This window comes from Acidovorax sp. 56 (assembly GCF_002749705.1).
Classification (GTDB): Bacteria; Pseudomonadota; Gammaproteobacteria; order Burkholderiales; family Burkholderiaceae_C; genus Acidovorax.
This window is the reverse complement of record NZ_PEEV01000001.1, coordinates 1,856,876-1,871,022: the sequence shown is the minus strand read 5'-3', so window position 1 is coordinate 1,871,022 and position 14,147 is coordinate 1,856,876. Positions and strand designations below refer to the sequence as shown.

The window sequence follows — 14,147 nt, the reverse complement described above, 5'->3', positions numbered from 1 at the left end:
CAGCATAGCATCTGCCTTGCGCGAATGGCGGCCGGGGCTCAGCCCACAATGCGGCCGTCGGATGACAGCATGCTTTGGGTCACAAAGGGCGCCGAGCGTTTCTTGTCTTGATAGGAAACAGCCCAGCCACCCACGGTGACAGGCTTGCGTTGCTGGAAGGCCGCCAGCGCATTGGCCCGGGTGATGGGGCCGCTGATTTGTTGCAAGACCTCGGCGGTGTACTTGGCGGCAATAAAGCCGGCCAACCCCTGGGGCGAAGGGGGCTCGTCGTACAAACGTGCCAGGGCTTCTCGGTATGCGCGGACGATGGGCAGGCCCGCAGTGACCAGGGGAACGGTCTGTGTGGCGACGATGGACACTTTTTTGGGCAGATTGCCCATCTGGGCCAACACCTGCAAATTCACGTCGGCCAATGCAATCACGTAGCACTGGCGCCCCGCTGGCAGTTTGAGTTTTTCCACAAACGCGTGCAGTTCGGGGGTGCCTCCCACAAAAAGAACGATGGGCTGCGTCAGCTGCGCGCCCGCGCTGATGGTTTGCACCTTGACGTTCTGCTCGCGAGCAGCCTGTGCCACTGCGGCTTGCCAAAGGGCCGGGTCATGGCCCGCCGCATAGGCGACGGCCAGCTCAGGGACCCCCATGGATGCCAAGGACTTCAACGCATGGGTGACTTGCGCGCGCAAGTCGGCAAAAACATCAAATACGGTATCGACCGCACCTTGGGCTGCCGTGTGGTGCAGCCATGGGGCCACCAACGGCAGCGGGTTGTTGATGTCCGCACCGGTTTGCAGCTTGGCAAGCCCTTGGGCCGCGTTGTGCCCTACGCAGCCTGCCAGCGCTGCGCATTGGCTTTGGCGGTGGGCAGTTTGCCAGGCCGCCTGGAGTTGTCCTGGGGTGCCATCGGTTTCCAGAACCATGTGCTGCACCGGTTTGCCCTGGATGCCGCCGCGTGCATTCGTGTCTTGCCACGCCGCCCGCGATCCGGTCAGAAAATCTCGGCTCACATCCTGTTGGGTGGGCGACATGTCCACCACTTGCGCAATCGAAACGGTGCGCGAGCTGTCCCCCTGTGCCCAGGTGGGCTGTCCGGCCGCAGCCCATACCCCCATGCCTGTTGCGCAGCGAAGCCAATCACGTCGCCCCAGCGCGAAGGCGCCAGTGCTCCTGCGCCGGGGAGGCGAGGCTGAGTGGGGCGTGATGTGGGCGAGCATGGGGGGCGAGTTGGGGTGTCGGCGGCGCTCTGGTGCGGTCATGGCTGGTGCTTGTCTCGGGCGGGCAGACCTGCGATGGGTCCTAAATTAGGGCAGCGTCCATGCCATCGATGTCTCTTGCGAGGTCGTAGCAGCGCGTAGGCCGGTGGCGGGAGACTAAGGGGGCTTTGTGTCAGTCTTGTGACGGAGTGCCGCAAGAACTCCACCAGTCGGTCCGCGTGATGTTGTCGCCTGAGGGGGATAGTCCTGCGCAGTTTTGATGCGGATCGGTAAGGCATTGATGCGCCCACGACTTCCTGAAAATCGCTCCTTCCGCTGTTGTGACAATCCATTTTTTGTGTCACAACACTGTCATAGAGTGATCCTAGAGTACCGACATCCCAACTTATTCACTCTAGAGGTCTTTCCATGAAACTGTCTGCGATTCGAGTTCTGGTTGCCGGTGTGGTTGCTGCGGGTGCTTTTTCCAGCGCCATGGCGCAGCAAGAGGCAACTGGCGCGGGTGCCAGCTTTCCTGCACCCCTGTACTCCAAGTGGGCTGCTGATTACAACAAGGCCACTGGCGTGAAGATCAACTACCAATCCGTTGGCTCCGGAGCTGGTCTGCGCCAGATCGAAGCCAAGACGGTGGACTTTGGTGCCTCTGATGCCCCGCTCAAAGATGAAGATCTGAGCAAAAAGGGCTTGGTTCAGTTTCCTACCGTGATCGGTGGCGTGGTGCCTGTGGTCAATATCAAGGGCATTGCGGCTGGCCAGATCAAGCTCAGCGGCCAAGTGTTGGGTGACATCTACCTGGGCAAAATCACCAACTGGAACGATGCCGCCATCAAGGCGCTCAACCCCAGTGTGGCTCTGCCTGATGCCGCCATCGCTCCTGTGCGCCGTGCCGACGGTTCGGGCACCAGCTTCATCTTCACCAATTACCTGAGCAAGGTGAATGCGGAGTGGAAGAGCAAGGTGGGTGAGGGCACTGCAGTGAACTGGCCTACCGGTGCAGGTGGCAAAGGCAACGAAGGCGTGGCTGCTTTTGTGGGCCGTCTGCCTAACTCCATCGGTTACGTGGAGTACGCCTACGTCAAGCAAAACAAGATGACCTATGTGCAGATGCAAAATGCCGATGGTCAGTTTGTCGCCCCTGACGACTCGGCCTTCAAGGCTGCCGCTGCAGGTGCCGATTGGGCCAAGAGCTTCTACCAAATCTTGACCAATCAGCCTGGCAAGGAATCCTGGCCCATCACTGGCGCCACCTTCATCCTGATGCAGAAGTCGCAAGACAAGCCTGTGCAGGCTGCTACGTCTCTGAAGTTCTTTGAATGGGCTTACAAGTCTGGGGACAAGACCGCTGAAGACCTGGACTATGTGCCTATGCCTGACGCTGTGAAGGGTGTCATTCTGAAGTCTTGGGCTGGTATCCAAGACACGGCTGGTAAGGCGATTGCATACAAGTAAGTAATCTGGTGGGGCTGGCTGGCTTAGTGGCTTGGCCAGTCCCCCGATTGCATTTATAGAAGGCTCTTAACGTGTCCACTATCTTGCCGGTCCCGCAAACCCCGTCTGCCAAGGCGGTGCGTGGCGCTCAACGGACCACGCCACCTCGTCCGCAGCCCTTGATCTCTGGCATGTTGGCTGACCGCATTTTTGGTTGGCTCGCTCGCAGCGCAGCCGTGCTGACCCTGCTGCTCCTGGTGGGCATCCTTGTTTCTTTGGTGATCGGAGCCTGGCCTTCGATCGCGAAATATGGCCTCAGTTTCCTGACCCGTAGCGTCTGGGACCCCGTACAGAACGAGTACGGCGGCTTGGTCATGATTTACGGCACTTTGGCCACCTCGGTCATTGCCTTGCTGATCGCCGTGCCCGTGAGTTTTGGCATTGCGCTGTTTTTGACCGAACTTTCTCCCGCCTGGCTCAAGCGTCCTTTGGGGACTGCGATCGAGCTGCTGGCGGCCGTGCCGTCGATTGTGTATGGCATGTGGGGGCTGATGGTGTTTGGCCCCATTCTTGCGCGCTTTGTGCAGCAGCCTTTGCAAGCGATGTTCAGCGGCGTGCCTTACCTGGGCGCTTTTGTGTCGGGCCCTCCCGTGGGCATCGGCATTTTGTCGGCGGGCATCATCCTGGCCATCATGATCATCCCCTTCATTGCGTCGGTGATGCGTGATGTGTTTGAGGTGACCCCCGCCTTGCTCAAAGAGTCTGCCTATGGTTTGGGTGCGACCACTTGGGAGGTTGTCTTCAAAGTGGTGCTGCCGTTCACCAAGACCGGTGTGCTTGGTGGCGTCATGCTGGGCCTGGGCCGTGCGTTGGGCGAAACCATGGCCGTGACCTTCGTCATCGGCAATATGAACCAGCTCGACTCCCTGTCGGTGTTTGAGGCAGCCAATAGCATCACCTCTGCATTGGCCAACGAGTTCGCCGAAGCGGGCGAAGGCCTGCACCAGGCATCGCTGATTTACCTGGGCTTGGTGTTGTTCTTCATCACCTTCGTGGTGCTGTCTTTGTCCAAGCTGTTGCTGTCGCGTCTTAAAAAGAGTGAAGGGGCGCGTTCATGAGTACCTCTCAACGCCTGATTTCTGCCGCCGATTTGGCGCAAATGCGGCAAACCCGCTACAACGGCCGCAAGCGCGTCAACCAGATTGCGCTCACGCTGTCCTTGGCGGCCATGCTGTTCGGTGTGTTCTGGCTGGTCTGGATTCTGTGGGAAACCATCCGCCTGGGCCTGGGTGGCCTGAGTGTGGCGCTGTTCACACAGATGACCCCTCCACCCAACGAGGTGGGCGGTATCTCCAACGCCATCTTTGGCTCGCTGGTCATGGTAACGATGGCCACGTTTGTGGGCACGCCCATCGGCATCATGGCCGGGATTTACCTGGCCGAGTACGAGTCGCGCAGCTGGCTGGCGGCCACGACCCGGTTCGTGAACGACATTTTGCTGTCCGCCCCGAGCATCGTGATTGGCCTGTTTGTGTACGCAGTGGTGGTGGCCCGGTTCAAGAGTTTCTCAGGCTACGCCGGGGTGCTGGCCCTGGCGCTGATCGTGATTCCGGTGGTCATCCGCACTACCGAAAACATGTTGCTGTTGGTGCCTGCCAGCCTGCGTGAGGCGGCTTATGCCCTGGGCACGCCCAAGTGGCGCGTCATCACCATGGTCACCTTGCGCGCGGCCCGTGCCGGTGTGATCACTGGGGTGCTGCTGGCTGTGGCGCGCATTGCGGGTGAGACAGCACCTCTGCTGTTCACCGCGCTCAACAACCAGTTCTGGAATGCCGATCTTTCCAAACCCATGGCCAGCCTGCCGGTCACGATTTTCAAATTTGCGATGAGCCCTTATGAGAACTGGCAGGAGCTGGCGTGGGCCGGCGTGTTCCTGATCACGGTAGCGGTTCTCGGTCTCAATATCCTGGCGCGTGTTTTGACACGCCAGAAATAAACAAGGAAGACATTCATGCCCTCCACCCTGCAAGCATCCGCATCCGCCAACTCCAAGATCACGGTGCGCGATCTGAACTTTTACTACGGCAAATTCCACGCCCTCAAGGGCATCAACCTGGACATCCCCGAGAACAAGGTCACGGCCTTCATCGGTCCATCGGGCTGCGGCAAGTCCACCTTGTTGCGCACCTTCAACCGCATGTTCGAGCTGTACCCTGAGCAGCGCGCCGAAGGCCAGATCGTGCTGGACGGTGAAAACCTGCTGACCAGCAAGCAAGACGTGGCCTTGGTGCGCGCCAAGGTGGGCATGGTGTTCCAGAAACCCACGCCGTTCCCCATGTCTATCTACGACAACATTGCGTTTGGTGTGAAGCTGTTTGAAAGCCTCAATGCCACCGACATGGACGACCGTGTGGAATGGGCGCTGCGCAAGGCGGCACTGTGGAACGAAGTCAAGGACAAGCTCAACCAAAGCGGCTCCAGCCTCTCGGGCGGCCAACAGCAGCGCCTGTGTATTGCACGCGGCATTGCCATCAAGCCCGAAGTGCTGTTGCTGGACGAGCCTTGCTCGGCGCTGGACCCTATCTCCACCGCCAAGGTCGAGGAACTGATTGCCGAGTTGAAGAACGACTACACCGTGGTCATCGTGACCCATAACATGCAGCAGGCCGCGCGCTGCAGCGACTACACCGCCTACATGTACCTGGGCGATCTGGTGGAGTTTGGCGAGACAGAGCAGATGTTCTTCAAGCCCCAGCGCAAGGAAACCGAAGACTACATTACCGGCCGTTTCGGCTGAGGAGACACCATGCCTGAAAAACACCTGTCCACCCAGTTTGACAGCGAACTCAACAACGTCTCTTCCCGTGTGATGGAGTTGGGCGGCTTGGTGGAATCCCAAATCCGCCAGGCGATCTATGCCTTGTCGCAGTTCAGCATGGAGGCCGTGGAGCAAGTGGTTGCCATGGAGCAGCGCGTGAATGCCATGGAAGTGGAGATTGACCATGAGCTTTCTTCCATCATCGCCCGCCGGCAACCCACGGCGCGCGACCTGCGCTTGCTGATTGCCTTCTCGAAGGCCACGGCCAACCTCGAACGCATGGGCGACGAAGCACACAAGATGGCGCGCATGGTCAAGTCCATCATTGAAAGCGGTGCCGCGCGCTCACTGCCCTCCAGTGATTTGCGCATGGCGGCAGATTTGGCCTCTGGCCTGCTGCGCAAGGCCCTGGATGCCTTTGCCCGCCTGGACACCAAAGCCGCGCTCGCCATCCTGAAAGAAGACGATCTGATCGACAAGGAGTTCGACGGGTTTGTGCGCAAGCTGGTCACCTACATGATGGAAGACCCTCGCACCATCTCTGCCAGCCTGGACTTGCTCTTTTTGGCCAAGGCGATTGAGCGCATTGGCGACCACTCCAAGAATGTGGCCGAACTCATCATCTATCTGGTCAAAGGCAAGGACGTGCGCCATGCCGCGATGGACGATATTGAATCGACCGTGTTGCAGTAAGGGAAGGGCGTAGCCATGAAGAAAATGCCCCGGGTCTTGATCGTTGAGGATGAACCCGCGATTGCCGAGCTGATTGCCGTGAACCTGCGGCACAACGGGTTCCAGCCCATCTGGTCGGAAGACGGCGAGTCGGCCCAGCGCGAGCTGGATGCCGTGCTGCCAGACGTGATCCTGCTGGACTGGATGCTGCCAGGCCAAAGCGGCCTGCAGCTCGCCCGCAAGTGGCGCGCCGACAGCCGCATCAAGGCCATCCCGATCTTGATGCTCACTGCGCGTGGGGACGAGCCTGACAAGGTGGCCGGTCTGGATGCTGGTGCAGACGACTACATCACCAAGCCGTTTTCCACGCAAGAGCTGTTGGCCCGCATCCGCGCCGTGCTGCGCCGCCGCGCGCCCGAGCAGGTGAACGACAGCGTGACCATCGGCGATCTGGTGTTGGACGCGGCCACCTACCGCGTCACCTTCCAGACGCAGCCCCTCAAGGTGGGCCCCACCGAGTTCAAGCTGCTGCACTTTCTCATGAAGCACTCGGAGCGGGTGCACAGCCGCTCGCAATTGCTCGACAAGGTGTGGGGCGACCATGTGTTCATTGAAGAGCGCACGGTGGATGTCCACGTCAAGCGCCTGCGCGAGGCGCTGGGCACGGCGGGCACCATGGTCGAGACCGTGCGCGGCGCAGGCTACCGCCTCACGGCCCAGCCCCAGGCGCTGATGCAGGCCTGAGGGCCAGCCCCCAGCTGCCGCTGGGTTTGCACTGAACGGGCCACAGGCGGGCCTGCCATCGAAATGGCCCGCATTTTTGAGAAAGCTGTGCGTCTCGCATGTTTTGGCGTTTTGTGTTTTTCCTGACCTGGCAACTGGCCGGGGGCGGGCTGGGCTGGTGGCGGGCAGGACCCTGGGGTGCGGCGCTGGGGGCTGCGCTGGCGGGCTGGGCATGGTTTGTCTGGGATCTGTCGAGGGGGGCTCGCGTGCTGCTGTGGTTGCGCACGGGCGAGTTGGCCAAGGCACCCAACATGCGTGGCATGTGGGGCGAGGCCGCAGACCGTGCTCGGCGCCTGCTGCGCCAGAGTGATGCCAGAGAACAAGACAGTCTGAGCCGACTGCACGAAATTTTGGCCGCGCTGCAGGCCACGCCCAATGGCGTGGTGCTGCTCGACAGCGAGGGCCACATTGAATGGTGCAACCAGATCGCGGCCAGCCAGTTTGGCATCGACGCGCAACGCGACGTGATGCAGTCCATCGGCAACCTGGTGCGCGACCCCGACTTCAGTGCCTACTACGCCGCACATGATTTTTCGCATGACGTGGTGCTGCAGGGCCGCGACAGCAAGCCTTCACGCCCGGTGCGCATCTCGGTGCACCTGCACCCCTATGGCGACGGGCGCAAACTGCTGCTGTCGCGCGATGTGACGGCCTTGGAGCAGGCCGATGCCATGCGCCGTGATTTCGTGGCCAACGTGTCGCATGAGATTCGCACGCCGTTGACGGTGTTGATCGGCTTTGTGGAGACTTTGCAGACTCTGCAGCTCTCGCCACAAGAGCGCAACCGCTACCTGGGCATGATGGCGCAGCAGGCCTCGCGCATGCAAAGCGTGGTGCAGGATTTGCTCACGCTCTCGCGCCTGGAGGGCAGTCCGCCGCCCGGCATTTCGGAATGGACGCCTGTGCAGGCGTTGCTTCACCGCTGCGAAGAGGAAGCTCGGGCGTTGTCCTCACTGCTTACGCCCAACCAGGCGCGCCCGCATGTGCTGGGGTTTCCTGCGCCCGAACAGTTGCGCGCCATGGGTGACATTGCCGGGGTGCCCGCTGAGTTGCAAAGCGCGCTTTCCAACATCATCAACAATGCCATCCGCTACACGCCAGTCGGCGGCAGCATCACGGTGACCTGGGAGCGCTCCAGCGATGGATCGGCCGTGTTCTCTGTGCGCGACACCGGGCCAGGCATTGCCGCCGAACACATCCCCCGGCTGACAGAGCGTTTTTACCGTGTGGACCGCAGCCGCTCGCGGGAAACCGGAGGCACCGGCCTGGGGCTGGCCATCGTCAAGCATGTGCTGCAGCGCCACGGTGCTTCGCTCAACATCGCCAGTGAGGTGGGCAAAGGCTCGACCTTCTCGGTGTCCTTCCCGGCCAATCGCCTACGCTGATGGCGAGGGCAGCGCCGTCCGTGCGGCGGCTTTGAGCAGCATTGCAGCAAATGCGGCGGCGGTGATGGCCAGGGCCAGAGCGCTGCAGGCCCAGAATGCGGTGGGTGAGTGGGCCATCTGCGCCCAGGGGCTCCACGTGCCGTAGGCCAGCAGGTAGCCGCCCCCCAGCCCCAGGCCCCACAGCAGCACGCAATACACCACCAGTGGCGCCACCGTGATGTGGTAGCTGCGCAGCACAAAGACGCACAGGGTTTGGCAGGCATCGGCCAGGTGGTAGGCCGCTACCCACAGCAGCAGGCCCGACGCCACCGCCACCACGGCAGGGCTGCCCGAGTACAGGCTGGCTATGGCATGGTTTGCTATAAATAACATAGCTGCTAGCGCAATACCTGTGAGCGCTGCAAGCCTAAATCCCATATGAACGATGCGGCGGGCGTGTTGCGGGTCACCCGCGCCCAGCCAGTAGCTCACGCGGGTGCTGGTGGCAATCGCCAGTGACAGGGGCACCATGTACAGCAGGGCCCCCATGTTCGAGGCGATCTGATGCGCCGCGGCCGCCGTGGTGCCCTGGCGCGCGATGAACAACGCCATCAGCGTGAACGACGTCACCTCCACCATGATGGCCAAGCCCGCAGGCACGCCCAGTTGCAAGAAACTGCCCAGCGTGGGGCCATGGGGGCGCTCCAGCGGGCGCCACAGTTGCAGGGGCTCGTAGATGCTTTGGTTGCGCAGCAGCCACAGCGCCAGCCCCAGCATGGTGTAGTTCACGATCAGCGTGGCCCAGGCGCACCCCACCACCCCTTGGGCGGGCAGGCCCGCGCCGCCCAGCGTGAACCAGATGGACAGCGGGATTTTGATAAAAAGCGAGCCCACCTGCAGCCAGGTCACCAACTGCGGCCTGCCCAGCGCCTGGTTCAGTGTGCTGTAGATGCGAAACAGCAGCGCAGCAGGCAGTGCGAAGGCCAGCACCGCCAGGTATTGCACCACCTCGGCGCGCAGCGTGGGCGGGATCTCGGTCCATCGCAGCAGAGGGGCGGGTGACAGCAGCAGCCCCATGCCCAGCACCGATGCGGCTGCACACAGGTACAGCGACTGCCGCACCGACCGCCCCACTGCTGGCAGGTCGCCTGCGCCACGTTGCTGCGCCCACACCGGCATCAGTGCCTGCAGCACCCCCATAAGGCCCACATAAATGCTGATGAAAATCGCCGACCCCACCGACAGTGCTGCCAATGACGCTTCGCCATCCCGGCCTGCGACCAGGGTGTCTGTGACGCCAAACGCCATCACCGCCAACTGCCCGGCCAACACGGTGGCGGCGTGGCGGGCAATCTGGGGCAGTTCGGGCGGTTGTTCTGCAGTGTGGGGCGGGGCGGAGGTCATGCGGGACAGGGTGGGGAAGGCGGGTTGGCCCGCAGGAGGCGAGATTTGATCGCGGATGGAGCGTATGCGTCCTTGGCCCACCCATCCACAACACGCCGCCAGCGTTGCCCAACATGGGGCTGCACGGGCGTGTTCTGGCTCTAGGGCGCCAACTGCGAGGTGCGTTGGAACACCAGCACCTGGTCGTTCTTGTCGGTAGGGCGGGGCACATTGGCGACGGGCGTCCATTCCGCGGCCTGAACAATGCCCGGAGGTGCAGGCCATGCGCTCGCATCCACCAGCAACCAGTTGCAGTCCTTGTTGCCATTCTTGCTGTCGGCAGGCTGCAGGGTGAGTCCGCCGTGGTACTGAAAGGCCGCCGTTTGCGCGCGGCTGAGCCCATAGGTCTGTACGCAGCCTTGCTGCGCATCTGGCATCACCCGCAGCATGTTTTGCACCTGAGGCACATAGCTGCGCGCGTGGTTGAGCAATGGCAACCACAGCGTCATGAGCAGCAGCCAGCCCAGCGCGGCACCGCTGGCGGGCAGCACCAGGCTCTTCCAGATAGCGGCGCGGTCGCGCGAAGCCCGCCACCACACAAGGCTGCACCAGGCCACCGAAGCAGCCAATGCCGCCAGCAACGCGAGCCACGAGAAGGAGGGCGCAAACTCAGGCGCCAGCTTGGCCACGTTGGCTGCCGGTTTAGCGGGTACGCCGGTTTGCATGGCAATCCAGATCACCCAGATGGCCAAGGCTGAAAGGCTGAAGAACAGCAACGTGAACCAATCGATCAGCGCCGCCACGGCGCGGCTGAGGGTGGGCAGGGCAAAGGCCGCCAGCGTGGCCATGGCCGGCAGGCCCAGCAGCAGGGCGCGGTCTGCCGGGTTGGTGGTGATGGTGGCCCCGATGGACACCAGCGAAAACCACAGCGGTAGCCACAGGTGGCGGTGCCATTGGGCACTGGCAATCTGCTTGCGCCAACGCCACAAAGTCCAGATGGCCAGAGGCCAGGCAGGCCAGCCAAACCACAGCAGCAGGCGTGCCAGGCTCAGCCATTCCTTGCCACCTGCTGCAATGCCCACAATGCGCCAGCCCCACAGGCCCAACAGCCAGGTCATTCCGGCGATGGCTGCCAGCAGCGCCAGGGTGGCGCAGGCCCAGGTGCGGCGGTGCGCTACTTCTTGGGCCGGGGCATGCCATAGCACCCAGGCCCCACCCAGGCCCAGCAAGGTGGCCAGTGCGGGCGCACCTGCCAGCGCCAGGCCTGCCAGCCCGGCCACCAGGGCCAGCGCAGGTGCCACGCGGTGAAACGCCAAGCTTGCGAAGCCAAAAAACACCAGCGCGGTGCAGCACAACTGCACCAGGTAACTGGTGGCCTCGTGCGAGAGTTGCGCCAGCCCCAGGCAGGCCAGCAGGGCCAGCAGCCCGCCATCGGCCATGGCGCGGGCGTAGTCGGTGGGAAGGGCCTCACCACCAAACGCAAACGCGACCGGCTGGGCGGCAGGGCTGCGGGCCAGGTAATACACGCCGTACCAGGTGGCCACCAGGGTCAGCACCAGCAGCCCCACAAAAGGCAAGCGCGCAGCCATGTCGGGCGATATGCCTGCGGGCGCCCACTGGATGGCCAAGGCTCCCAGCCAGTAAGGCAGCAGGCCATCGGTCTCGGGTGCTACCCCGCCCAGCAGCGGGTTTAACCAGGAGGTCTTGCCCCGCGCCAGCTCCAGCATGTAGCCAAAGGCGCTGACATCAGAACTCTTCCACGGGTCGCGTACCACAAAGCCCGGGATGACATACGCCATGCACAGCAACAGCAGTGCCCAGCGGGGCAGTGCCTTGGCGGCTTTTTGGCTAACGATGGCGGGGGTGGGCGGGGTCACGCGAAATGCCAGGCAAGAAGATGAGGGGGACGAAAAAAAGGGGCGTTACCGAGGATAAAGGCAAAACCAAAGAGCCAGAGCCAAAGAAAAAAGGCAGCACGGTTGCCCGGGCTGCCTTTTTGGCGAAACGGCCGCGAATTACTTCGCTGCGGTGGTCTTGCCGAAACGGTTGCGGAACTTCTCCACGCGGCCGCCCATGTTGTCCACCGACTTTTGTGTGCCAGTGTAGAAGGGGTGCGATTCAGAGGAAGTGTCCAGCTTGAACAGAGGATAGTCCTTGCCTTCGAAGGTTTCGGTTTCCTTGGTGTTCACGCAAGAACGGGTCACGAACTTGAAGCCGTTGGACAGGTCAACGAACAACACTTCGCGGTAATTGGGGTGAATGCCTTCTTTCATGATCAATCCTTGTCAAGTGCGGGAGCCGTGCAGGACCCGGGGCAACCTTTGCACCGTGGAACATCCAGCGTACTTTCCGCAGAAAAAGCCCTCTATTATTGCACAGGCGGTCGGACGGCATTTTTGCGATGGCCTGTGACCGCTGAAACTGGCGTGGCCTGGGCCAGAACCGCCGCGCAAGGGCCGCCCCGCCGCGCTGGCGGTGTCCCCCTTCCCAAATTGCGTAGCAATTCGAGAGAAGGGGGAAGGCGCGACAGCGCCTCAGGGGGTTGTCACCCCCCTCGTCTCATCATGTCAAAGAAGTCCACATTCGTTTTTGTGGCCTTCATGTTCTTGATCATGAGCTCCATCGACTCGATCTCGTCCATGTTGTACATGAACTGGCGCAGGATGCGGGTTTTTTGCAGGATCTCGGGCGCCAGCAGCAGCTCTTCGCGGCGCGTGCCGCTCTTGTTGAGCTCGATGGCGGGGAACACGCGCTTTTCGTACAGGCGGCGGTTCAGGTGGATTTCGCAGTTGCCCGTGCCCTTGAATTCTTCAAAGATCACTTCGTCCATGCGGCTGCCGGTGTCGACCAGCGCGGTGGCGATGATGGTGAGCGAGCCACCTTCTTCGACCTTGCGGGCAGCGCCGAAGAAGCGCTTGGGGCGCTGCAGTGCGGCGGCGTCCACACCGCCGGACAGCACCTTGCCGCTCGACGGCACGACGTTGTTGTAGGCGCGGGCCAGGCGGGTGATGGAGTCCAGCAGGATCACCACGTCCTTCTTGAGCTCGACCAGGCGCTTGGCGCGCTCGATCACCATCTCGGCCACGTGCACGTGGCGGGCGGCGGGCTCGTCGAAGGTGGAGGCGATGATCTCGCCCTTGACCGTGCGCTGCATTTCGGTCACTTCTTCAGGGCGCTCGTCCACCAGCAGCACCATCAGGTGCACGTCGGGGTTGTTGGCCGTGATGGCGTGGGCGATGTGCTGCATCATCACCGTCTTGCCGCTCTTGGGCGGCGCAACGATCAGCGCGCGCTGGCCGCGGCCGATGGGGGCGATGATGTCGATGATGCGGCCGGTGATGTTCTCTTCACCCTTGATCTCGCGTTCCAGGCGCATCTGTTCCTTGGGGAAGAGGGGCGTCAGGTTTTCGAACATCACCTTGTGCTTGTTTTGCTCCGGTGGGCCGCCGTTGACGGCATCGAGCTTGGTCAGGGCAAAGTAGCGCTCGCCATCCTTGGGCGTGCGCACTTCGCCTTCGATCATGTCGCCGGTGTGCAGGTTGAAGCGGCGCACCTGGCTGGGGCTGATGTAGATGTCGTCCGTGCTGGCCGTGAAGCTCGTGTCGGGGCTGCGCAAGAAGCCAAAACCATCGGGCAGGATTTCCAGCACGCCGTCTGCAAACACCTGTTCGCCCGCCTTGGCGCGCTTTTTGATGATGGCAAACATCAGCTCCTGCTTGCGCATGCGGCCCGTGTTTTCGATTTCGAGTTCTTCGGCCTGCTTCAGGACTTCAGACACGTGCAGTGCCTTGAGTTCGTTTAAGTGCATGGAATGACTCCTTGGCGGAGCTGGTAAGAATCTTGGGGGAGTGGGGGCTGGTGCCAGATGGGCTGCTGTTTGCAGGTCCGGCTTGCCGGGGATCTTGGTCCGTCTGCCAGTGCGTGCAGGCCGGTGATCTGAAGGAATTATGACAGGAAAAAATGCAGGCGCTTTGCGTGATCGCAATGGGGGCTGGTGCTGCGGCAGGGCTTTGGATCCATTGCGTGTCGCACGCACCCCAAAAAAATGCCCCGCAGGCAGCAAACCAGCGGGGCTTGGGGGATCAGGCCAGTTGCTGATCGATGAAGGCAGTCAGTTGCGCCTTGCTCATGGCGCCCACTTTAGTGGCGGCCAGTTGGCCGTCCTTGAACAGCATCAAGGTGGGGATGCCGCGGATGCCGAACTTGGCGGGGATTTCGCGGTTTTCGTCGACATTCATCTTGGCGATTTGCAGCTTGCCTTGGTAGGTGCCGGCGACTTCGTCCAGGATGGGGGCAATCATTTTGCAGGGGCCGCACCACTCGGCCCAGTAATCCACCAGCACCGGGGTGCCGGGTTGTAGCACGTCGGCTTCAAAGCTGGCGTCGGAGACATGTTTGATGAGTTCGCTGGCCATGGCGGATTCCTTGATTTTGAGCGGGTTGTGACCGGTGTACGTTTAAAGTCTGGGCATTGTGACAGAAACCAAT

General features: G+C 61.9%; 13 protein-coding genes. 7 read left to right on the top strand and 6 right to left on the bottom strand.

Features of this window, described 5'->3' with window-relative positions:
- Window positions 1-38 precede the first annotated feature (38 nt).
- Complete coding sequence (locus CLU88_RS08270) at window positions 39-1,109, bottom strand: ABC transporter substrate-binding protein (RefSeq protein ID WP_099656180.1); 1,071 nt, start codon at window positions 1,107-1,109, stop codon at window positions 39-41.
- Between the two features lie 510 nt (window positions 1,110-1,619).
- Here CLU88_RS08270 and pstS point away from each other — a divergent pair.
- The 7 genes from pstS to phoR all read left to right on the top strand — a co-directional run bounded on the left by pstS (window position 1,620) and on the right by phoR (window position 8,297).
- Entirely contained in the window at window positions 1,620-2,660 is a 1,041-nt protein-coding gene (pstS, locus tag CLU88_RS08265; protein ID WP_099656179.1) for a phosphate ABC transporter substrate-binding protein PstS, read from the top strand.
- Between the two features lie 170 nt (window positions 2,661-2,830).
- A complete protein-coding gene (gene pstC / locus CLU88_RS08260; RefSeq protein WP_233194960.1) occupies window positions 2,831-3,757 on the top strand; it encodes a phosphate ABC transporter permease subunit PstC in 927 nt (308 codons plus the stop codon).
- Window positions 3,754-4,635 (top strand): phosphate ABC transporter permease PstA, encoded by an 882-nt coding sequence (pstA, locus tag CLU88_RS08255; RefSeq protein WP_099656178.1) that lies wholly within the window; start codon window positions 3,754-3,756, stop codon window positions 4,633-4,635. The genes pstC and pstA overlap by 4 nt, the downstream gene beginning before the upstream one ends.
- 15 nt (window positions 4,636-4,650) lie before the next feature.
- A complete protein-coding gene (pstB, locus tag CLU88_RS08250; RefSeq protein ID WP_099656177.1) occupies window positions 4,651-5,436 on the top strand; it encodes a phosphate ABC transporter ATP-binding protein PstB in 786 nt (261 codons plus the stop codon).
- A 9-nt stretch (window positions 5,437-5,445) separates the two neighbouring features.
- On the top strand, window positions 5,446-6,150 hold the full coding sequence (gene phoU, locus CLU88_RS08245) for a phosphate signaling complex protein PhoU (RefSeq protein ID WP_099656176.1): 705 nt from the start codon (window positions 5,446-5,448) through the stop codon (window positions 6,148-6,150).
- Window positions 6,151-6,165: 15 nt separating this feature from the next.
- Entirely contained in the window at window positions 6,166-6,873 is a 708-nt protein-coding gene (gene phoB / locus CLU88_RS08240; protein ID WP_099656175.1) for a phosphate regulon transcriptional regulator PhoB, read from the top strand.
- Window positions 6,874-6,971: 98 nt separating this feature from the next.
- Complete coding sequence (gene phoR, locus CLU88_RS08235) at window positions 6,972-8,297, top strand: phosphate regulon sensor histidine kinase PhoR (protein ID WP_099656174.1); 1,326 nt, start codon at window positions 6,972-6,974, stop codon at window positions 8,295-8,297.
- Here the strand turns inward: phoR and CLU88_RS08230 are convergent.
- The 5 genes from CLU88_RS08230 to trxA form a co-directional block, all read right to left on the bottom strand.
- A complete protein-coding gene (locus CLU88_RS08230) occupies window positions 8,289-9,680 on the bottom strand; it encodes an MATE family efflux transporter (RefSeq protein ID WP_099656173.1) in 1,392 nt (463 codons plus the stop codon). The two genes, phoR and CLU88_RS08230, sit on opposite strands and share 9 nt — an antisense overlap.
- Window positions 9,681-9,820: 140 nt before the next feature.
- Window positions 9,821-11,536, bottom strand: coding sequence for a hypothetical protein (locus tag CLU88_RS08225; protein ID WP_099656172.1), 1,716 nt, complete (start codon window positions 11,534-11,536; stop codon window positions 9,821-9,823).
- A 138-nt stretch (window positions 11,537-11,674) separates the two neighbouring features.
- Window positions 11,675-11,932: a type B 50S ribosomal protein L31 gene (locus CLU88_RS08220; RefSeq protein WP_099656171.1), complete on the bottom strand. Its 258-nt coding sequence runs from the start codon at window positions 11,930-11,932 to the stop codon at window positions 11,675-11,677.
- A gap of 272 nt (window positions 11,933-12,204) precedes the next feature.
- Window positions 12,205-13,467, bottom strand: coding sequence for a transcription termination factor Rho (gene rho, locus CLU88_RS08215; RefSeq protein ID WP_063459546.1), 1,263 nt, complete (start codon window positions 13,465-13,467; stop codon window positions 12,205-12,207).
- Between the two features lie 274 nt (window positions 13,468-13,741).
- The gene (gene trxA / locus CLU88_RS08210; protein ID WP_099656170.1) at window positions 13,742-14,074 is read right to left on the bottom strand and encodes a thioredoxin TrxA; all 333 of its coding nucleotides are present in this window, start codon (window positions 14,072-14,074) and stop codon (window positions 13,742-13,744) included.
- Between the last annotated feature and the right edge of the window lie 73 nt (window positions 14,075-14,147).

Coding starts and splice junctions, on each gene's coding strand:
- rho (WP_063459546.1), bottom strand. CDS start 13,467: ATGCACTTAAACGAACTCAAGGCACTGCACGTGTCTGAAGTCCTGAAG.
- trxA (WP_099656170.1), bottom strand. CDS start 14,074: ATGGCCAGCGAACTCATCAAACATGTCTCCGACGCCAGCTTTGAAGCC.
- pstA (WP_099656178.1), top strand. CDS start 3,754: ATGAGTACCTCTCAACGCCTGATTTCTGCCGCCGATTTGGCGCAAATG.
- CLU88_RS08230 (WP_099656173.1), bottom strand. CDS start 9,680: ATGACCTCCGCCCCGCCCCACACTGCAGAACAACCGCCCGAACTGCCC.
- phoU (WP_099656176.1), top strand. CDS start 5,446: ATGCCTGAAAAACACCTGTCCACCCAGTTTGACAGCGAACTCAACAAC.
- phoB (WP_099656175.1), top strand. CDS start 6,166: ATGAAGAAAATGCCCCGGGTCTTGATCGTTGAGGATGAACCCGCGATT.
- pstB (WP_099656177.1), top strand. CDS start 4,651: ATGCCCTCCACCCTGCAAGCATCCGCATCCGCCAACTCCAAGATCACG.
- pstC (WP_233194960.1), top strand. CDS start 2,831: ATGTTGGCTGACCGCATTTTTGGTTGGCTCGCTCGCAGCGCAGCCGTG.
- pstS (WP_099656179.1), top strand. CDS start 1,620: ATGAAACTGTCTGCGATTCGAGTTCTGGTTGCCGGTGTGGTTGCTGCG.
- phoR (WP_099656174.1), top strand. CDS start 6,972: ATGTTTTGGCGTTTTGTGTTTTTCCTGACCTGGCAACTGGCCGGGGGC.
- CLU88_RS08220 (WP_099656171.1), bottom strand. CDS start 11,932: ATGAAAGAAGGCATTCACCCCAATTACCGCGAAGTGTTGTTCGTTGAC.
- CLU88_RS08270 (WP_099656180.1), bottom strand. CDS start 1,109: ATGGGGGTATGGGCTGCGGCCGGACAGCCCACCTGGGCACAGGGGGAC.